The organism is Nitrospirota bacterium (assembly GCA_016212215.1).
In the GTDB taxonomy this organism is placed as follows: Bacteria; Nitrospirota; 9FT-COMBO-42-15; order HDB-SIOI813; family HDB-SIOI813; genus JACRGV01.
Map to the genome: position 1 here is coordinate 1 of JACRGV010000154.1, position 20,901 is coordinate 20,901.

At 41.1% G+C, this 20,901-nt stretch carries 19 protein-coding genes; 4 read left to right on the forward strand and 15 right to left on the reverse strand.

What is annotated here, in order from left to right; genetic code table 11:
• Window positions 1-559 precede the first annotated feature (559 nt).
• On the forward strand, window positions 560-1,102 hold the full coding sequence (locus HZA08_13950) for a DUF4416 family protein (protein MBI5194523.1): 543 nt from the start codon (window positions 560-562) through the stop codon (window positions 1,100-1,102).
• Between the two features lie 53 nt (window positions 1,103-1,155).
• Window positions 1,156-3,126: a hypothetical protein gene (locus HZA08_13955; GenBank protein ID MBI5194524.1), complete on the forward strand. Its 1,971-nt coding sequence runs from the start codon at window positions 1,156-1,158 to the stop codon at window positions 3,124-3,126.
• A gap of 18 nt (window positions 3,127-3,144) precedes the next feature.
• On the opposite strand, the gene HZA08_13960 is transcribed toward HZA08_13955, so the two are convergent.
• From HZA08_13960 to HZA08_13995, 8 genes are all read right to left on the reverse strand, one after another.
• Window positions 3,145-5,184, reverse strand: a complete 2,040-nt coding sequence (locus tag HZA08_13960) for a tetratricopeptide repeat protein (GenBank protein MBI5194525.1) — start codon at window positions 5,182-5,184, stop codon at window positions 3,145-3,147.
• A complete protein-coding gene (locus HZA08_13965) occupies window positions 5,168-5,992 on the reverse strand; it encodes a class I SAM-dependent methyltransferase (GenBank protein MBI5194526.1) in 825 nt (274 codons plus the stop codon). The genes HZA08_13960 and HZA08_13965 overlap by 17 nt, the downstream gene beginning before the upstream one ends.
• Window positions 5,982-6,980 (reverse strand): dTDP-glucose 4,6-dehydratase, encoded by a 999-nt coding sequence (gene rfbB, locus HZA08_13970; protein MBI5194527.1) that lies wholly within the window; start codon window positions 6,978-6,980, stop codon window positions 5,982-5,984. Before rfbB ends, HZA08_13965 begins: the two co-directional genes overlap by 11 nt.
• Before the next feature lie 84 nt (window positions 6,981-7,064).
• Window positions 7,065-7,544, reverse strand: coding sequence for a dTDP-4-dehydrorhamnose 3,5-epimerase family protein (locus HZA08_13975; protein ID MBI5194528.1), 480 nt, complete (start codon window positions 7,542-7,544; stop codon window positions 7,065-7,067).
• 175 nt (window positions 7,545-7,719) lie between these two features.
• Window positions 7,720-9,078: an alkaline phosphatase family protein gene (locus HZA08_13980; protein MBI5194529.1), complete on the reverse strand. Its 1,359-nt coding sequence runs from the start codon at window positions 9,076-9,078 to the stop codon at window positions 7,720-7,722.
• A gap of 198 nt (window positions 9,079-9,276) precedes the next feature.
• Window positions 9,277-10,356, reverse strand: a complete 1,080-nt coding sequence (locus HZA08_13985) for a glucose-1-phosphate thymidylyltransferase (protein MBI5194530.1) — start codon at window positions 10,354-10,356, stop codon at window positions 9,277-9,279.
• Between the two features lie 156 nt (window positions 10,357-10,512).
• Window positions 10,513-11,097 (reverse strand): winged helix-turn-helix transcriptional regulator, encoded by a 585-nt coding sequence (locus HZA08_13990; protein ID MBI5194531.1) that lies wholly within the window; start codon window positions 11,095-11,097, stop codon window positions 10,513-10,515.
• Window positions 11,098-11,195: 98 nt separating this feature from the next.
• Entirely contained in the window at window positions 11,196-12,260 is a 1,065-nt protein-coding gene (locus tag HZA08_13995; GenBank protein MBI5194532.1) for a radical SAM protein, read from the reverse strand.
• Window positions 12,261-12,566: 306 nt separating this feature from the next.
• Here HZA08_13995 and HZA08_14000 point away from each other — a divergent pair, with 306 nt between their 5' ends.
• Window positions 12,567-12,773, forward strand: coding sequence for a hypothetical protein (locus HZA08_14000; protein ID MBI5194533.1), 207 nt, complete (start codon window positions 12,567-12,569; stop codon window positions 12,771-12,773).
• A 196-nt stretch (window positions 12,774-12,969) separates the two neighbouring features.
• Here HZA08_14000 and HZA08_14005 read toward each other — a convergent pair whose 3' ends face one another.
• From HZA08_14005 to HZA08_14020, 4 genes are read right to left on the reverse strand one after another with little or no spacing between them, the layout of a single operon-like run.
• Entirely contained in the window at window positions 12,970-13,884 is a 915-nt protein-coding gene (locus HZA08_14005; GenBank protein MBI5194534.1) for a glycosyltransferase, read from the reverse strand.
• Between the two features lie 12 nt (window positions 13,885-13,896).
• The gene (locus HZA08_14010; protein MBI5194535.1) at window positions 13,897-14,793 is read right to left on the reverse strand and encodes a glycosyltransferase family 2 protein; all 897 of its coding nucleotides are present in this window, start codon (window positions 14,791-14,793) and stop codon (window positions 13,897-13,899) included.
• Window positions 14,794-14,803: 10 nt separating this feature from the next.
• The gene (locus HZA08_14015; GenBank protein MBI5194536.1) at window positions 14,804-15,718 is read right to left on the reverse strand and encodes a glycosyltransferase; all 915 of its coding nucleotides are present in this window, start codon (window positions 15,716-15,718) and stop codon (window positions 14,804-14,806) included.
• Window positions 15,719-15,740: 22 nt separating this feature from the next.
• Window positions 15,741-17,936, reverse strand: coding sequence for a glycosyltransferase (locus HZA08_14020; GenBank protein ID MBI5194537.1), 2,196 nt, complete (start codon window positions 17,934-17,936; stop codon window positions 15,741-15,743).
• 260 nt (window positions 17,937-18,196) lie between these two features.
• Between HZA08_14020 and HZA08_14025 the strand changes: the two genes are divergently transcribed.
• Window positions 18,197-18,403: a hypothetical protein gene (locus HZA08_14025; GenBank protein ID MBI5194538.1), complete on the forward strand. Its 207-nt coding sequence runs from the start codon at window positions 18,197-18,199 to the stop codon at window positions 18,401-18,403.
• A gap of 254 nt (window positions 18,404-18,657) precedes the next feature.
• On the opposite strand, the gene HZA08_14030 is transcribed toward HZA08_14025, so the two are convergent.
• The 3 genes from HZA08_14030 to HZA08_14040 form a co-directional block, all read right to left on the reverse strand.
• A complete protein-coding gene (locus tag HZA08_14030; protein ID MBI5194539.1) occupies window positions 18,658-19,116 on the reverse strand; it encodes a DUF86 domain-containing protein in 459 nt (152 codons plus the stop codon).
• On the reverse strand, window positions 19,104-19,574 hold the full coding sequence (locus tag HZA08_14035; GenBank protein MBI5194540.1) for a nucleotidyltransferase domain-containing protein: 471 nt from the start codon (window positions 19,572-19,574) through the stop codon (window positions 19,104-19,106). Before HZA08_14035 ends, HZA08_14030 begins: the two co-directional genes overlap by 13 nt.
• A 121-nt stretch (window positions 19,575-19,695) precedes the next feature.
• On the reverse strand, window positions 19,696-20,673 hold the full coding sequence (locus tag HZA08_14040; GenBank protein MBI5194541.1) for a 3'(2'),5'-bisphosphate nucleotidase CysQ: 978 nt from the start codon (window positions 20,671-20,673) through the stop codon (window positions 19,696-19,698).
• Window positions 20,674-20,901: the final 228 nt, after the last annotated feature.

The window sequence follows — 20,901 nt, forward strand, 5'->3', positions numbered from 1 at the left end:
AAGACCGATTCTTTTCATACGAAAATCAACCCCATCCCCACCCTACCCCTCCCCTTGAAGGGGAGGGAATCAACATAGCCCCCTCTCCCTCAGGGAGAGGGTTAGGGTGAGGGTGGGGTTTTCATTGCCCTTTGTGAACCCTCGGTTTATGGGAGTTCATACGATAATACCCATAGCTCACCCCCACCCTAACCCTCCCCCCTCAAGGGGGAGGGAATAAACATTTGCTTCCCTCTCCCCTGGCGGGAGAGGGTCCGGGTGAGGGGGCCTCATTTTCATCATCCTTTGTGAGCCGAAGGCTCATGAGGGTTCATACGAAAATGCTTCTCCCAGACATCATTGCGAGCCGAAGGCGAAGCAATCTGACCAACTACGAGATTGCTTCGTCGCTATCGCTCCTCGCAATGACACTAAATATAATTTTCATTTCTTGTGAGCTGTTGTAACCTAAAAATTTACATATTATAGCAAATCCTCCTGCTCCATACAATGCCGGTTTGCATGATGGTTTGCACGATTCTTGCATTATTTAATTTGGTGTCTATGTTATACTTAATTTATGGGTTTGATTAGACCACCGGAAAAAGCAAAATTGTTTACTGCACTGCTTGGTAAAAATAAAGATGTATTTTATCAGGTCAGAGAAAAATTGTCTTCTAATTTTGGCCCTATTGAATTTACCAGCCCTATATACAATTGGTCACATTCAAAATACTACGAAAAAGAGATGGGAACTGAACTCCAAAGGGTATTTTTCTTCTTTGAACAGCCGATTGAACAGGAAATGTTATCTGATGTAAAAATTATGACAAATGAGATTGAAAACTTGTATATGAACAATGCAGGGCCGGGAAATCCTCAGAGACAAGTTAACATTGACCCTGGTTACCTGACACTTGCCAAGGTAGTCCTTGCTTCAACAAAAGACTATTCTCACAGGATATATATTGGAAAAGGGATATATGCTGAACCTACCTTCAGATATATAAACAAAACTTTTCAACCGCTTCAGACAACATATCCGGATTACAGGAGCAAGGAATATGTGGCTATGTTTAACGAAGTTAGGAAGAAGCTGATAGGTAAGAAGGCTGAAGACTGAAGACTGAAGGTAGAAGCAAGAGGTTAGAAGCAAGAAATTAGAAAACTCATAGTATGGTTTTTAATAAGAAATATATCTGCTTTTTTACGGGGCTTTATCTTTTACTTATAACATTTAACGGATATGCTCTTGCAATAGATTTTGATTCGAGGGATTCAAGGATTGACCTGCCTGTTCTTTCAACCCCTAATAATGCAACATCACCTTCAATGGCAGCAGATAACGATGGCCATGTCTATGTTACATGGAGTGACAACAGAGGAGGATCTTACGGGATATATACAAACACATATTTCCCCAATACAGGGTGGAATTTCAGGGCAATACCGATAACAGCAGGATTTCCCAGACCGCGTGATGCGCAGGAAGGAGATGCAACAACACCCCAGATATGTGCAGACAACTCAGGCCATGTTTATGTTTCATGGGTGGATGACAGAGCGGTAAAGGCGGGAACGGGGAAGTTAGATATATATTTTCGATATTCAAAGGATTACGGAACAACATGGTATCCTGAATTTACTGATAAACGAATTGATACTGATAATCCTGCTATCGGCAAGTCAGAAAACCTCAGGATGTCATGTGATGATAAGGGAAATGTTTATTTTGTTTGGGAGGATGACAGAACCAAGGCCGGTCGTCCTGAAGTCTTCTTCAGATCCTTAATTGTAAAATTCAATAAACCTTCAGATTTTATAGAGTATTACCAGACCCCTGATGTAAGAATAAATACTGGGATAGATGCAGGTCTTTTTTCAGCAACTTCCCCGGCAATATCATCAGACAATAATAATAATGTATACATCTCATGGAATGACAGCAGGAATAAACCTGAAGACAAGATTTATAAGGGCATATATTTTAATGTTTCACATAATAATGGAAACTCATGGAAACCATCTGCAACCCGTATAGACACGGCAGGAGTTGCCGGTTTTCTGACATATTCCGCCCCTGTTATGAGCAGTGATTCATACGGAGATGTATATATCGCATGGACTGACAATGCAGGAAGGCCCCTGCTTGGAGAATTATATTCCCCTGATGGGACTCCTGATGTTTACTTCAACTATTCAAATAATTTTGGTGAGACATGGGGAAAAGAAGACCAGCGCATAGAAATGCCTAACTATGGTGACCATCAGTCCGTCCCATTTGATGTTGCGATCGGAAGCAATGACGAAGGTGTTGTTTTAATCGCATGGGCTGACGACAGGTTCGGAGATAAATCTTATAATATATTCACAAATCATTCTGAAAGCTTTGGACATAAATTTTTAGATAATGATTCAAATATACGAATTGATACCGGTATCACGGAAGCAGGGCTAGCTAAAGCCGGATCTCCTATGGTTAAAGTTGATGCACATGGGACTGTTTTTATATCATGGATTGACAACAGATCCGGGACATCAGACTTATTCTTTAATTTCTCAGCAGAGAAAGGAAAGCAATACTCATGGCAGGAATCGGATTACTGGATTGATTACCCCATACCTCCAGGCGAATCAGTACAACCTAAGATGAGTATAGACAATGCCGGACATTTTTATATTGTCTGGATGGATACAAGGTCTGCGCTCGCCAAAGATAACTATAATATATATTTCCTTGGAGGTTTTTTTGATATACAAACCTTGCAAATAGAGGGACAGAGGCTTGGTAAGGCATGTTTCATAGCCACAGCCGCTTATGGAAGCCCTTTTGAAAGCCACGTCGCGTTACTGCGGAGTTTCCGTGACCGATATCTTATTACCAACAACACGGGTAAGGCATTTGTAGAATTATATTACCATTTCAGCCCGGCGGCGGCTGATTACATCCTAAAACATGTTTACTTAAAACCGGTGGTAAGACTGGCCTTATTGCCTGCAGTTGGATTGGCAGCGTTTTTTGTTTATACATCGTTAGTACAGAAAGTATTGGTATTAATGGTATTTTTGCACATAGCTGGATTTATTATACGAAATAAGAAGCAAGAAGTTAGAAGCAAGAAGTTAGAGGTAAGAAGTAAGAAGTAAGAAAAAACATTTCACACTTCACTGCCTTTTCTTCATCGCCTCTGTAAGCATCTGCCTTGCCTCTTTATAGTCCGGCTCTATTTCAACTGCCCTATTAAATGATTCAACAGCAAGGTCATATTTTCCTTTCCTGTAGTATAAACTGCCGATATTATAGTATGCCTTGGCATAATCTGGATTAATCTCTATTGCCTTTTTAAAGATTGACTCCGCCTTGTCCAGCTCACCTTTTTCTGTTAAAACAATTCCGAGGTTGTTATATACGAATGGATGTCGCGGGTCAATAGAGATAGCCTTCTCATAAACAGTAATTGCCTTATCAAGTTCTCCGGTTTTCTTGTACACAATACCGAGGTTATAATAAACCCTGAAAAAGTCAGGATTTATTTTAAGGCAATGTTCATAGCTTGCCTTCGCCAGATCAAGCCTTTTCTGAGTCTGATACACAACACCTGCATTGTAATATGCAAGATAATAAAGCGGATTCAGCTTCAATGTATATTCAAATTCACGAATAGCATTGTTATAATCCCCCCTGCCTACATAAGCAAGCCCTAGATTGTCATGTGCCCTTGGTGATGAAGGAGAAATATCCGCTGCCCTCTGCCATAGTGTAAATTCATCCTTCCAAAAGGCATTTGTTTTGGCTGTATTGATTGAATAAGTAAAAACCAGGACAATAAGCAAAGCTATGGCTATACGCTGAGGCATCTTTAAAAAGATTATTCCGGCCATTACCGGAAAAACAATACCTGCAAGATAACCCCTGTTCTCCTGTAATATAGCATTCAGAGGCACTAAGGTAGTGGGCAGGAGTGTAATAAAAAACCATAATATAAAAAAAGACAGTATCCTCCATCCCCCTCCTCTTTTAAACAAGAAATATGCTGATAATAAAATAATCATTATGGCAAGTATACTTAGAATAAAAATACTGTCATAACCGGTAGATGACTTCTTCACAACATGATCTATAGTTAATCCCATTGGAAAGAACACTAACTGAAGATACTTCAATAATACCTTTGGCTGGGTTAAAAGGTTGATGTACAGGTCCGAAGTCCTCCCGGCAACTGCCAGTTTCAACATACTGCTTCTGAAAATAAGATATGGTATGGCAACAAGGGAAATAAAAGGAAGATAACATTTAAGAAGGCTGAAGGCTGAAGGCTGAAGGCTGAAAGTAGATACACCGGAAGATGAATGCTTCGCATCATCTCTGACAAAATATATATCATATATAATCAACATTACCGGAAGTGTAATAGCAATCTCTTTTGTAAGGATGGCAAGGAGGAAGGCGAGGAGGGATAGAAGATAGAAGTTAGAGGTAAGAGGTAAGAAATTAGAAGTAAGAAGTAAGAGATTAGAAGTAAGATTCCTTCTAACTTCTTGCTTCTTGCTTCTTGCTTCTGTCTGTTGACTTCTTGCTTCTGTCTGTTGACTTCTTGCTTCTGTCTGTTGACTTCTAAATTTAATCCAGCAATAAAATGACAAGAGATAAAAGAACGAGCACATCACACTGGAACGTGCTGTAATATAGTTCACAACCTCTGAGTTAAATGGATGGACTGCAAAGATAAGGGCAGTAGAGAGCGGGATAAGATAGTGAATTGTGTTCTCTGCAACCGAATTACCGTTTCCTTCTGACTTCTTACTTCTGACCTCTTGCTTCTTGCTTCTTGCTTCTGACTTCTGCTCTCCCGACTGCTCACAGACCGCTAACATGGCTTTCACAATAAGAAACACAAGAAAGGCTGTCCCTATATGAAATAACAAATTTACAATATGGTATCCGGTTGGATTAAGTCCGCCTACAGCATAATTAAGTGCATAACTAACAACTAAAAGAGGCCGGTAATGTGCTGCAAATGCCTTTTCAAAACTGGAAAACTGTGTACCTTTAAAAAAATTGGGTATGTTGCTCAGGTCTCGTATATAAGGATTTGCAACTATATAGTGCTGGTCATCAAAATGGAAGGAATTATGAAAGGAATTAAAATATACAGCAGAAGATAAAACCGCTATCAACAAAAATATCTTAAGATGTACAGCCAAGTGCACCCAGCTTCACAGGAATTTTTAAATCAATTATAGTTCCCGGTTTTCTTGCTTTAAGGATCAGGCCGATACCGTAAGGTGTCCAGTTGAATAAGGAATCAAACCTGAACACCATGCCAAGCATTCTTGTCATCATCTGATGCTTCCCCGCATCCGGGGGCCTTATTGCGTCCGTTGATTCTCCTCCTGATGTTTTACTCTTAACATGCGGCAGATATATGAACCTGTGGTAGAAACGCACAAAAGGAAACCCCCAGTATCTTACATCCTCCACAACAAAACCCTTTTTTTCAAAAAGGTTTATAAGCCCTTCCCTTGTATATCTCCTCAGGTGGCCGGCCCATTCATCAGTAAAATCCCATAATGAGGGAGATGCCGGCACAGAAACAATACAAACCCCTCCGTGCCTCAGTACCCTGTAAAACTCAAGAATAGCCTGCGTATCATCCTTAACATGTTCCAGAACCTCTGCAGAGACAACAACATCAAATGACTTATCCGGAAATGGGATATCAGCCACACTCCCCTGCTTTATACTTCTGATATTAGACTGCGTAAAATTCTTTGTCCTCTTTCGTAAAATTTCCACATACTCTTTTGACTGCTCAATCGCAAATGTATTGCATCCGCAGCCGGAGAGTTTAAGAAGAAGACTGCCGCTCCCGCACCCTGCATCCAATACAAAGCTCCCCTGTTCAATATCTTTCTTTAACATCCCTAATATCAGGGACTCCCTGTATTCATGGCGCGGGCCGCCTATCTCACCGGCACCCCAGTGTATGCGTATGTTGTTATTAGATTTCACCGTAAGCTTTTTTATAGTATTGTTTAAATTCCTCAGACTTTAACCTTTTCCACCACTGTTCATTCTCTTTATACCATTTTACTGTATTTGCGATTGCATCTTCAAATTTATACTTTTGAGTAAATCCCAATGAAATCACTTTTGATGAATCAATAGAGTAACGACGGTCATGTCCTGCCCGATCCTTAACGAATTTTATCAGATCCCGTGACTTGCCCGTCTCCTTCAAAATAATCTCTGTAATCTCCCTGTTTGTTCTCTCATTCCCGCCGCCTATATTGTATATCTCTCCATCCTTCCCATTATGCAGTACAACATCAATTGCCGCACAATTATCTTCCACATATATCCAGTCGCGCACATTCAGCCCGTCTCCATACATTGGTAACGGATTATCTTCAAGTGCATTGGTTATAAAAAGCGGGATAAGTTTTTCAGGATACTGACAGGGCCCAAAGTTATTTGAACTCCTTGTGATTATAACAGGCAGATTGAATGTTTTTCTGTAAGCAAAAACCACCATATCCGCACCTGCCTTTGATGCAGAATAAGGACTGCTCGGAGACAGAGGGCTTTCTTCATTAAAAGAGCCTTGTTCGATGCTTCCGTAAACCTCGTCTGTAGAAATTTGTATGTAACGTAATATGCCCTTTGCCTTAACCGCTTCAAGGAGTGTATATGTCCCGTACACATCCGTCTGAATAAAACTTCCCGGATACAGGATTGAACGGTCTACATGCGTCTCAGCAGCAAAATTTATAATTGCATCCACACCTTCTACTGCCTCAGCAACCACCTTTGCATCGCATATATCCCCTTTTATAAAGGTATAATTCGGATTCCCTTCAACCTCCTTCAGATTATCCGGATTCCCTGCATAAGTCAGCTTATCAAGATTCCTCACATGATAATCAGGATATTTCTTTAGAATATGCCTGATAAAATTACTTCCAATAAACCCCGCACCGCCTGTTACCAATAGCTTCATAATTTCCCCTATTCTATCCTTTTCTTCTTACTTCTTATTTCTTACTTCTAACCTCTAACTTCTTGCCTCTAACTTCTGCCTAACTCATCCTCCGCTCTTCACAAACTCCGGCCACTTATAAGGTATCTCTTCACTATTCCATGGATACCTGAATTCATCAGGATTGTCATATCTGTATGGACGAGTCGGAACATTGATAATCCTTGCTTCATCACATTGATATGCAGTAAAGCCGTGCATAACACCTACAGGTATCTGAAGAAGAATATTGCCGGCCCCTTTTTCCGGAGGCGCTTTTAAATAAAACTCCTGACTAACACCCTTTGTAGGAGAACCTTCCCTTGTATCGCACAACACCACAAGGGCAGTTCCATACACACAGACAAAATTATCAGTCTGCTCTTTATGATAATGCCAGCCCTTTACAATGCCGAGTTTGCACCCTGTCATGTATATCTGACCGAAGTCCTTAAATACCTCATCATCACAACGCAGCATCTCCATAAGAAAACCCCGTTCATCCGGGATTAGCTTGAGGTTTTTAATTTTTACATCGTGTATCATACGTTATTCTCCTTTGCTCACCCCCACCCTAACCCTCCCCCCTCAAGGGGGAGGGAACAATCTAAGAACCCTCCCCTTGAAGGGGAGGGAATAAGCTTTGGGCCATCGCCATTAAGCGAGAGTGCATGGATGAGGTAGGCTTTATATCTTGCGTCTTGTTTCTAACTTCTAACTTCTAACCTCCGCTCACCGCTCTGCCATCCAGCCCTGCCGCCGGTTCAATCCCCATTGCATCAAGGATGGTTGGCATCACATCAATGATATTAACTTCTCCTGATAATACCCCCCCTCGCCCTCCCTTAAACAAAGGGCTGGAATTTTCATTATTCGTCACAAAGAACAGTGCATCATCCTGAGTGTGCATACCGGTAAAAATACTCCTGCCGGTTACAGAAGGCTTATTTAAAGCGCCTTTCAGGTCAAATCCATAATTCGGCAGGATAACCATATCAGGGGCAAAATCATACTGCGGGCCGCTGAAAATGTCCTCTTTGAAAAAGACCTGTTTAATCGCATTCTGTCCATCTGCTTTAAATCCAAGTAACTTTTCTTTTATTTCATCTCTCAGAGAATTATACTCTTTTCCTGAATCCACACATCCTTTAGGATACTTCCCTCTGACGTTAATATATATCCTTGCAGGGTCAAGGTTAAATGCCCTTGTCCCCTCTCTAATATCCTTGTAGGAGTCAGCGGGATTTTTTGTAAACATTAAATATCCCTCTTCCTCCAGCCATTTGTTTATGTAGACCTCCTGCTTAATGTGAGTAAAGCCGTGGTCAGACACCATAAACACAGCAGTATCCCTGTCAATCTTTTCACATAATTTACCTATAATCCTGTCTATCCACCTGTATATCTCTATAAAGAAATCATGATACTGATGAGAAGGGTCATCAGAGGCCGCCCAAAGGAAATGATGAAGCCTGTCTGTCTCGGATATGGTTGCAATAAAAAGGTCCCATTCCTCTTTCTCAATAAGGTACATAAGGGCCTCCTCTCTCCTTTTAAGAGTCTCCCTCAGGTCATCTGCAAACAGGTCCATAGACTTCCTCGCCTTTGTTGCATCAACATCAAGCCTGTACCCCATCTGTTCCAGCAATGGAACGTAAGATTGCGGATAGGTAGCCTTTCGTAAATCAATAGCAACGAATCCTGCAATAAGAATCCCATTCAGCTCCTTTGCAGGGTATGTGGAAGGGACATTAACAACAATGGAACGTCTGCCGGATTTTCCAAGAAACTCCCACATCGTCTCTGACTTAACAGACTTAAAGTCAGGAAAGAACATATCATAAGTATTAGGACGAAGGTCCATAAAACCGTATATTCCATGCTTACCCGGATTCACACCGGTCATAAAAGAAGTCCATGCAACAGAAGATACTTCAGGAAGAGAAGTAGTCATGCGGGATAAAGTCCCGCTCTTAACAAGTTCGCCGGTATTGGGCATAACCCCTTCCGCAATAAACCTCTGCATAGTAGTATAAGGGACACCGTCAAGACCTATGATTAATGCCTTTTTAAACGCCATATCTGTATAGCCTCCTGTTCACATTCAAGTTAGCAGTAAGCAGTGAGCAATTAGCAGACAAAAACTACCTTCACTGCTTACTGTTTAATATATACTATACGATTCTAATATCATGCTCAACACATTTTTCCTCAAATTCTTGCTTCTTGCTTCTAATCTTCTAACTATTCACTATTCACCAATCACTGTTCACTGCCGTTAAACCAGCTCCACAATGCTCTGATCCCCTATGATAAACTTCTGTGTCTTCGGCTTGGTTTTACATTTAATAATCTCAGCCTCTCTTCCAAGGAGGCTCCTCTCAATCCTGATGTCAGCGTCAATTATCTTACACTTCTCAAGTATAATGCTGTATTCAACCTCGCTGTCCTTAATATGACAGCCATAGTATATCGAGGTAAAAGGACCTATGTAGCTATTCTCAATAACTGTATTCTCTCCAATAATAACAGGCCCTCTTATACTGCTATTGATTATCCTTGCCCCTTTTTCAATAATGACTTTTCCGGCTATATCCGAATCATCGTCCACATCGCCTGCAATCACCGGATCATCATCCCCGATTATCCTGTCAAGTGTCAGCCTGTTCGCCTCAAGTAAATCCTCAGGTTTACCGGTATCCTTCCACCATCCGGTAATCTCTGAATACCCGATGTTATATCCCTTCTGAATCAGGTAATCGTGTGCATCGGATATTTCAAGTTCCCCGCGTGCACTCGGTTTAATATTATTTACAGCCTCAAAAACAGTTGCGTCATATATGTAAATACCGGTAACAGCATACCGGCTCTTAGGCTTCTCAGGTTTTTCCTCAACACTTATTATCTTTCCATCCTTAATATCAGGCACGCCAAATCGCTCAGGGTCATTCACCTTTGACAAGACCAGATGGCAATTCGATTTCTCACGCTCGAAATCATCAATAAAACGCTTAATCCCGCCGACGACCACATTGTCGCCAAGATAGAATACAAAAGGGTCATTTCCGATAAAATCCTGTGCAACCTTAACCACATGGGCAAGCCCTGCCGGAGATTCCTGAAGTATGAATGTAAAATTAACACCCCACTGACTGCCGGTTCCCAGAGCCTTCTTTATCTCATCCCCTGTATCAGGATTATAAACAATACCAATCTCCTTTATACCGGCCCCTGCCACTGCCTCTATTGCAAAGTGAATCATGGGTTTGTTTGCAATAGGTATCAGATGTTTGTTACTGGTATGTGTAATCGGCCTCAGCCTTGTGCCCTTACCGCCGCTTGTAATCAGTGCCTTCATAACGCCTCCTATAAGATTATTTCAAAATTCAAAATAACAATAATACATTTAACTTTTTTGTTCAACCTGAAATTCCTTCGGCGGGGTTAGAAAACCCCGCCTATCCAGCGACTTATAAAGAATAGACGGGACATTCTTGTCCCACTCACGACCGGTTCACCCTTCAAGATGCACCAGCCTGTCCTCTCCAATCCCATACTCCTGAAAGAGATTGCCGACGTCATGCACTGCAACAGGCTCGGTAATAACAATCCTGTCAAAAGATAACCTCGGGATATAACTGACAGGGAGAATTGTATACCCCAGAAAAGGTCTGCCGGCCCTTGTTGCATCAACAACACCCGACATTTTTATACCTGCCTCCTGAAGGGCAAGATAGGCCACCTCAGCCATATCACCGGCACCATATAGGATGACCGTGTTAACCCCTCCCACTGCGAGTTCACGCAGGCAATCTCTCATGCGTATGCGCACCTTTCGCACATACTGATAAGAACGCTGAATATAGTTGTAAGTCAGGCGGGACTTCTCAGTAATCCCTGTTGGCGTAATAAGGTAACCAAGCCTGTTCCTCTCCAGATAAACCACCTCCACATAACCCTTTTGAACCAGACGCTTGATATAAAAATTTGCAAGCCCAAGGGCAATCCCCACCTTATGACTCAACTCCCGCTGGGTCACCTGACCGTTTGATGACAGCTCTTCTAAAATCTCAAGTTCTTTTAATAATTTCTCATTCATGGTGTCGTCCTTAATGTTGAATTGTGCCCCTCTGCGGGGTTAGAAAACCCCGCCTATCCACAGATATATTAGAGATAGGCGGGACATTCCTGTCCCGCTCATGACTTTGTTCCTGTCAGAAAATATTTCAGCTCTTTAATACTCTTCAAAGGTATCCCCATAACCTGTTCCTTCCACAGTATGTCGCAATTACTGCATAATGAAATGCCGGCGTATTCCCCCTTCGCAATCTTTCCCCTCATCCCTGCCAGTACATTCCCATTCCATATCTTAAGGAGCGAATCTTTTCTGACATCCCCAACAGGCATCTCACCCGACAGGTCAACACAGCATGGGACAGCCATGCCATCCCACCTGATTGACATGGAATACCATAGAAATGTGCAGGGTACATACCTCTGCCCTACGGGCCGGAATCCCCTCCCCTGCTCACGCCTAACCTTGCCTCCAAAGGTGTGAGGCTGAATTATAGAGGACCTGTCTATGGGGAGACCTTCGAAATTTTTAAGAAAGGTTTCTTTTGTTTGTTCCGGCGGGGTTAGAAAACCCCGCCTATCCACAGATATATTACCGATAGCCGGGACATTTTTGTCCCGCTCATTTTCATCTACCCCAAACTCAATCACCTGAAATACCACGTAAGGCTTCTTACTCCCGCGTCTCTTCTTCTCCTCAAGAAATGCCTTAATATTTCCCAGTGTCTTTTCAAAATTGGCATTAACCCTGATCTTCTCGTAAACCTCCTTCTCGTAGCCGTCAAAAGAGAAGATAATAAAATCAAGCCCCGCATCCAATAATGCCCTTCTTTTTTCTTCTGTCAGCACAGTGGCATTCGTAGACAAACGCGTCCCAATCCCTCTTTCCTTTGCATACTGAATCATGTCAGGGAGCCTCTTATGAAAAAGGGATTCACCACCCATAAAAAGATTGATGTCATACACAAAGTCCTTTGCCTCATCAATAATCTTTGTGTAAAGATTCCAATCCATATAACCAACCTTATCCTGTGGAATATCCTTACTAGTACACATCGGGCACTTCAGATTACAGAAAGAAGTAGGTTCAATCCAGAGACGGAGAGGCTTGTAAGGCAATATTGTACTGCCACGTTTATAATGCCAGGCAACCTGTGCAAAGCGTATAAGTTTATTTAAATTTCCCATGCTTATGCCTTCCCCCACCCTCACCCGGACCCTCTCCCTGAGGGAGAGGGTGCTAAGTTTATTCCCACCCTTAAAGGAAGAGGATTAGCATCTATTTTGATTCCCTCCCCTTCAAGGGGAGGGTTAGGGTGGGGATGGGGTTATTTTCGGATAAACATTCTTTAATAATATTTGCCGCACTTTTGCACAAACTTATGTGCATTTATCTAAAACAATTTCTAAGCATAGTTCCAGCAGCATCAAGTATATCAACGAGTTAATCAAGTTAAAAAATTCTGGCATAACCATTGCTCTTAATACACCTTCATGATGAACAAAAAGCAGATAGACAACCTATCCAAATATTGTTATGATACAAGCAAGCTCGTGATGGGGCTTATGGTTATCGGTAACCTTATATCGGATAAGTTTTCAAAGCACACTTTCTTGATTGGACTTATTGCTACGTGTGGATTTCTCATCATGGGATATTTTATAGATAGAAAGGAGGTAAATAACAATGTCAAACATTGATATGGCATTTACAACTTTAGCTGTAATAAGCGTGATTGGCGTCATCATACTCCTACTGTCCGAACGTAAGTCACGCAAGGTTCATAAGAAATAAGACCTGTCCTTTCACTCTCTCACACATCCCCAGTAATCCCCTTTCTTAATTCTAACTTCTTACTTCTAACTTCTTGCCTCTGTCTGCTTACTTGCTTACCGTTCACTGCTTACTAACTAAATGCCTCCCCGCCGCTACCTCCCCTGCAACTGTCCAGCACCAGACCATCTTTGTCAGAAACACAACCGGAAAGGTATACCAGTAGCGCCTGACAGAAGGATGTCTGAGAAAAATCTTCAACGTTACTGCTGAGGCAATCAGCGGTGATAATAGACGCAGTAGTAAAGGCCGGAATAAAAAAAAAGGTGTATTCAGATCATCTTTGTATTTTGATCTGATACGGATTGAATTTTTCCCCCATTCCTTAGAATGTCGCAATACAGCACTGATATTATCTCTTACAGGACGATGAATAATCTTCGCATCCGGCTCAAAAAAAAGGTCATAGCCGGCATGTCTCAATTTCAAAGACAGCCCGAAGTCCTCTCCAGTTGGGAAGTCTTCGTCGAACATCCCGACCTTCTCCAATACAGCCTTCTCGACCATCAAATTCGCCGATGCCAGCATAAAGTGACGATTAACACCGCGGCCAATATCAGGCAATAAATCATGAAAGTGGGCCACATTATCCGAGAGAATCCAGTACTGACCGCTCTCAAACCACATAGGCCCTCCAACAACCGGATTACCCTCCCCATACCTCCTCAAAAGCACAGCCATCCAGTTCTTAGATGCAATACAATCCGCATCAATCAAAAAGACCAACTTCCCCCGTGCCTCCTTTATCCCCTTGTTCCTCGCCTCAGCAGGATTAAGAACCCTTTCTGTTTCCAGAAACATTATGCGTTTGTCTTTTGCCGCATGTCTCTTTACAAGACCATACTTATCCTGACCTACAACAATGATCTCAACCTCACTACCATCTATACCGCTTTGGCGATAAAGCGCCTCCAGTACCTCTCCTATACGAGGTGAATGGAGGTTTGGGATAATTATGCTATATCCAGGTATGACCACTCTGCCTGCCTTTCAAAGTGGTGTTCTTATATTCCACGACACCGCAGATATAAAAGAACGGACCACAGCAACATCTTTCTTAAGCAATACCTTGAGAATCCAATAGCTAAGTGAGAAGATCAGGAATGGAAGAAAAGTTATCCAATGCCTTGCCCTGGCATGTTTCCTCATGAACAAAATCCAGTTCCGCACGAGATAGTATGATGTAAATTCGTTCCAACCCTTGCCGGAGCTTCCCCCGCCTTTATGATAAACAACAGCATCAGGAACCAGTATTACCTTAAATCCTGATTTCTTACCACGCTCACACCAGTCATTCTCTTCCCAGTAAAAAAAGAATCTCTCATCCAGCAACCCGACTTTATCCACAAATTCCCTTTTTACCAGAATGGCGGAACCGGAAATAAAATCCGATTCCAAAGCCCCTCCTTTTATCAGACTGCTTTCCTTTCCTTCCATCCTGTCAGGCCAGGGAAACCACATATTAAGACTTCCGATCATTGAATATGCCATTGCCGGATTATCCATCTGAACAATTTTGGGTCCAAGTAATCCGGCCTTAGGATAATCGTGTGTTACTTTAATCAGGCGCTTCAATGCATCAGGTTCAGACTTTGTGTCATTATTAAGCAGCCAGATATAATCCGCCCCCTTTTCCATTGCATATCTTATCCCCACATTATTCCCGCCTGTATATCCAAGGTTTGCACTGTTCTCAATAATGGTAAGCCACGATGCAGATGGATAACACAATTTGACAGCCCCGACCGAGCCATCCGTTGAGGCATTATCCACAACAATCACACGATAGTCGGGATAATCCAATTTACGCACTGAATCAAGGCAGGCAAGGGTGTCATCTTTTCCATTCCAGTTAAGGATTATTATGAAGACCTTGGGCATTACCATATTTTTTATATTATTTTAAAGACCTCAGCAATTTCATCTTTAACCTAATGATATATCTATACAAGCTGAATATAATAAATGGCCATCTATAACGTGATTCGGGTATGGGCTTTGGGATAACAGCAAAGTTCAAATAGTCGGACATCTCCTTTGCATACTGTTGAACCTCGAATGGGGATAATACGGCTTTAAGATCCTTTTGTTTTTCTAAAACTTTGCTATGGTAATCACTAAGTTTAAAAAGACGCTCTAAAATCTTTTTACCTTCAGCAGGAACACGATACAGTGATGTTACCTTTTCTACCAGCATAAAATTATAACTAAGGGTATATCGTGTCCACAAGTTCCAGTCTTCCAACATCTCTAATGATTCGTCAAATCCGCCAAAATTATCATATAATTCCCGCCGGAAAACTAATGCCTGGATAGGTATATAATTATGATGCCATAACAACACCCGTGAAAAATTCTGTTTATAAACAATCTTGCGTTTAAATTCTTTGTACTCCCATCTATCCTCAGAAATTATTTTTGTCGGCACCTCAAAGGCAAGCGCATACACGCCGCTCACATCAGGATGGGTCATAAGCTCATGTACCAGTATCTCAAAATGATTCTCAAAATAAATGTCATCATCATCCAGGAAGCATAAGAACTTGCCGTTAGAAAGCCCTAATCCTATGTTTCCAGCCCGGCAGCGCCCGACTTTAGGAGTTGATCTATAAACTACAGACACCCCATGCATTGCCGGAATATCCTTCGCATACACCTCAGCGTCATTTGACCCGTCTTCTACAATGACAATCTCTATGTTAGAGTAAGTCTGATTCAGCACTGAAGGGACAGCCTCCTTCAGACGATTAAGACGTCCCTTACAGGTACGTACAATGACACTTACAAGCGGCAAATTTGAATTGGAATTCATAAAGTTACAATAGGCAGGTTTACTAACTTACATATCCCGAAAACCGCCTCAGCTCTTCTGCAAATTTATCCCATGAATGTCTCGATTTTACCAATTCATACGCATTGTTTGAAATATAATTGAGCTGAGTCCTGTCACTGAGGATATTCTTCAGACAATTGACGTAGACATCTACATCATCGTACGGTTCGATCAGATAGCCTGTTTTATCAGGTATGATCAATTCTCCAACACCACCGACATTTGATGCAATAATCGGTAAGCCCAGTGATATGGCCTCTAAGAGGACATTCGGCAGGCCGTCCCATTGCGAGGTGTATAAATAGAGATCGTATAATTCAGCCGGTAAAGAATGTAATCCGTTAAATGCTCCATAGTATGTAACGTTCTTCAGTTTCTTTAATTCCCGGGTATACACATCCACATCAAGAAGGGAGTCTCCATAAACATGAAAATTTAATGGAAGGTCTTTGCAAGCCCCTGCAATACCCGTTAATAAATCAGGTCTTTTCTGTCTGTCTATACGGCCGGCCCATAAGATATCCAGAGTTGTTTTATCTGGAGATTTTTTTTTACGATAAGTTGTCTGAGTTAATTTGATCGGATGATAGTGAACATAAAGTTTCTTTCGGTCAAAGGCATATATTTCACATAAATTATCAATAAATGCCTGATTGTCAAAGGCAACAGCCGTTACATAGTCAAAACAATCCGGGAAATATTGAAACGAATATCCCAACATTTTACCCTCTTCAGTGAAATCCGCACAAAAAAGATTTAGATACAAATTGGATATATTTTGAAGGGCCTTCCCATACTTCACGAATATCCGGTAACCCAGATTAGAATTTATATTATGCACCGCATGAGGTGCCGTCTGAAGCAATAACCTTGTCAAAAGTTTTTCTTTTTCATCCGGAGACAGATCTGAGCATATTTTCCCGAACTCAATAAAACCTGTACCGGCCGGAAGTCTCTCTGCCCAAGGTGAATCAATATCGTCGGTAGAGATCACAACAGCTCTGTTGCCGAGTTTATACTTATCAAGAGCTTCAATATAATTCAGGGTTTCTAAATCAGAGCCGCCCCTCTTAAGCCAGGGGACTAAAAATACATGACTGACACCCTCACCATATAATTTACATAGCTCCAGATAATACCGGCCAAGCCTTGATCGTGGTATTGAAAACACAGGGAGATCGCCGATAATCTTTTCATCGGGAAATATCTGCGGATCAAACGCATGTACAGCCTTCCATTCCGTTATTAGCCAATCAGGCAGGCCGTGTTTAAAACTGAGTTTTGTCTTAATACGTTTCCTAGTCCTCGCCATGAACCGGTATAATTTTGGGGAAAGTGAGTCCAACAACCTCATGGATAATACAGCATATTCACGTGAATAATTCTTAAGGATTTCGGTTTTGGTCAATCTTAAACTTTTTGAAGGTATTTCTCTATTCTTTGAATTCCGTTCTTGCTGAATAAGACCAGAGAAATGTGTGTATTCAAACAGTTTTGATGGCCTTATTACTCTATGTGATTGTTTTGTAAATTCTAACAATGAACCTGATTTCTTTTCCCTGCGAAAATGCACCGTCTCCGGGACAACGTGATGCTCAATACCATCTGCGATTGTCTGACAGTTAAAATACCAATCTTCGTATCCGAATCCGGGAGTTTGAGTCGTACTTTCATAAGGGTACTTTGATAATGTTTCTTTTTTTAAGGCACAAACAGCATCCCAATAATTAAACTCAATGAGATCTTCCAAAAAGAAATTAGGATCTAATGTAGATAGTTGATGCCAGACTGCATCCTTTGACTCAAATAAAATCTGGTATTCCGGATGAACGATAATCTCTTTATCGCTATCTTCAAGATAACGGAATGTCTTGTATAACCACTCTTTGCCGAACAGGTTATCAGAATCCAGAAAGAAAATGTATTTTCCAGAAGAAATATTTCCTCCATAATTCCTTGATAAACCTAAGTCACCAAAATCAACGGATACGGCTGTTATCTCCGAATCATCATATTTAGAAAAATAATCTAATGTATTTTCATCAGGCCTGTCCATTACCACTATAATCTCAGTTGACAATCCCTTCTCTTTCGCATCCTTAACGGATATAAACAGACTACGCATTGTATGATGGGCAAGACGCCCCTCATGATGAGCTGTCACGACAACAGATACGTTGATTTCATTTTTACTCATTGAAGCCATACATCAGAACCGGCGATTTCATTAAAATCTTATAATCCTAAAAAAAGGAGTTAACCACGAATGGACACATATAAACACTAATAAATCAAATAATTATGGATCCTCATTATATAATCTCTGTGCATCCCCTGCATTCATTTACACAGATTCCTGTGCATTACAAAACACCCTTGATGAAGGAACTACATTACTTCTCAATAGGTTACAATTTCTATCAGAATGGTATACGAATTGCTCTTTATGATAATAATATGATGAATGAGAAACAAATAGACAACCTCTCCAAGTATTGTTATGATATGAGCAAGTTGATAATGGGTGTTGCTGTTGTTGGAAATCTTGTATCTGATCAGTACTCCTTTAAGGCCTTGTGGATAGGGCTCATTACAGCAATGATTCTGATGATAAGTGGCTTTATAATAGATCGTATGGAGGTAAGTAAAAATGACAAAGATTGAATTAACATTCACTACCTTACTGGTGCTAAGTCTAATTGGCCTCATTATTGTTCTGCTATATGATCGCAAGTTACGCAAGCTGCGCAAGTTACACAAGAAATAATAATTCTGTACATTTAGGTTCTTCTGGAAATCTTGTGGAATTTGCTTCTCATTTCAATTCCTCTCATTTCAATTCCATCCGCAGTGTAATGACGGCCTACGTCAAGCTCTATAATTTTAGATACAACAACGCTAATACGACAGGGCAGAGGTTACCCACTATGGGAATCACCTTCTTTCTGGGGGCTTTCAAGAAATAGTATTATTTCAGTTAGAAAGCTTTCTATGATGTCAAGGTTGTCCCTTGTTTCTTCAAATAATCTCCTGTCATCCGTTTTCCAATAACCATGAATCAGTTGGTGGCGCAATTTGGTCAGCGGGATCAACCTTTCCGAAATATTTCTGGATAAAATACCTTTTTCTCTCGACTTGATCACAGCTTCCATATATTCCTCAACAACTACATGGAATTTCTTTGCCAAAATATGGCGGAATAAATTACAGATCGCCTCAACCATAATAACAATAGTGTACTTCACTGCCCTAACCTTTATAGAATCCACAACAAAACCTTCAACATCACTTTTAGTTGTAATGTCTCTCAGGACGGTTAATGATTCTTTTATCTCTGCCAAATACTGCTCTACCCTTTCCCTATTTATATCCGGCATATATCCGCCTCCAGTACCTCTCTGATAGATTCTTTTCTCAAATGAATATTCGCAAGGGCACGACCACTTGTTTCTTCTATAAGCGATGTAAGTGCATCCTCATTTTCTTTAATCATAAGATACGGCTGCCTTAACAGAGATACCAGAAAATGATATGGAGCTTCTTTAAGATTTATCACTTCCACAGGAAGTAGATTCAGATTACTCATTGAAAACTCCTCCACAATTTCCTCTTCCAATCTCGCATTGAGAATATAAGATTTACCCTCCCCATTTAAGTCTGATGAATAGATAGCTACATCAACATCTCCATACCTCTCAACAGCTTCAGAACCGGCAAACGAGCCGTAGATAAACGCAAAAAGTATATTATCATGATTCAGCATAACTCTGCGGAGGCAATCCACCATACGCTTTCTCATATCTTCCGGAACCGCTATTAATTTCCTTATTGCCATTAATAACCTCAATGCGAATCAGATTTATTATGTAAAGATTGGTTAACCATGTCAAACATATTCCTATGCCGAATTACCTTCAATTCCTTCAGCCGGCGAATATGAACGCAAGCTGCGCAAGTTACACAAGAAATAACAAATCTGTACAATCAATCACGTCTTTTTCATGCTGATAATTACCTTTCACTACTAAAAACCATGGATTCAGAAGTTCCTTTTTATTGTATGCTAATGGTTCTTTTGTCCTGATATTTAATACCTTTCCGCCGGATTGCTCAACAATAGCCTGTCCTGCGGCTGTATCCCATTCCATAGTCGGCCCAAACCTCGGATAGATGTCTGCTTTTCCTTCTGCTACATTGCAGAATTTCAGTGAGCTTCCGGCAGAACTGAATTCTACCTTATCAAATCTTTTTTTAATCTCTCCCACATATAATTCCTGTTCCTTTGTTGCATGGGAACCGCTGCCGATTATGTTTATTTGTGCCGTTACATGCTCAGCCCCACCACCCCTCACCCTACCCCTCTCCCCTGAGGGGAGAGGGGATGTCGTGGGATATAGATTCACAGATAAATTTATTACTTCATTCAACAGCTCTTTTTTCTCTTTCGTGAAATTATCAGTATTTGCAATGAACTTACTATCAGCCAATTTATATGAACCAAGCCCTTCGGATGCAAAATAAAATATATCTTTAACAGGTATGTATATGACGCCAAGCACAGGCCGGTGTTTATGTATCAGTGCAATGTTTACGGTAAATTCATCATTCCTCTTTATAAACTCTTTTGTCCCATCCAACGGGTCAACACACCAGAAATATTCCCATGATTTTCTTTCATCATAAGAAACAGTTTTCCCTTCTTCGCTTAATACAGGGATGTTTCTGAATTGCCCTCCGGAAAGGCCCGCCACAATAATATCATTTGCCCTCTTGTCGGCAATCGTTAAAGGAGATGAATCATCCTTGAACGTAACATCAAATTCTTTACTGTTATACACATCAAGAATCGCTTCCCCCGCTTTATAAGCGATCACAAGAATATCCGGGATGAAGCTCTTTAAAAAACCGTACTCATTTTCAATCTCTGAATTCATTTTATCTTTCCCTTTCATGATTAATTCGAAGAAACACCTCACTGACTGTCATGGTCTGTCGAAGGATGTTCCAATTTTCATTCCCGCTCATGACGGTTCATCCGAAAATGACCCCAAGTAAGCAGTAAGCGGTAAGCAGTTAGCAGATAAAGACTGCCTTTCCTGTTTACTGCTCACTGCTTACTGTTTACTATTTTCATTTCCCTTTGTGAGCGCCCCGCTCATGAC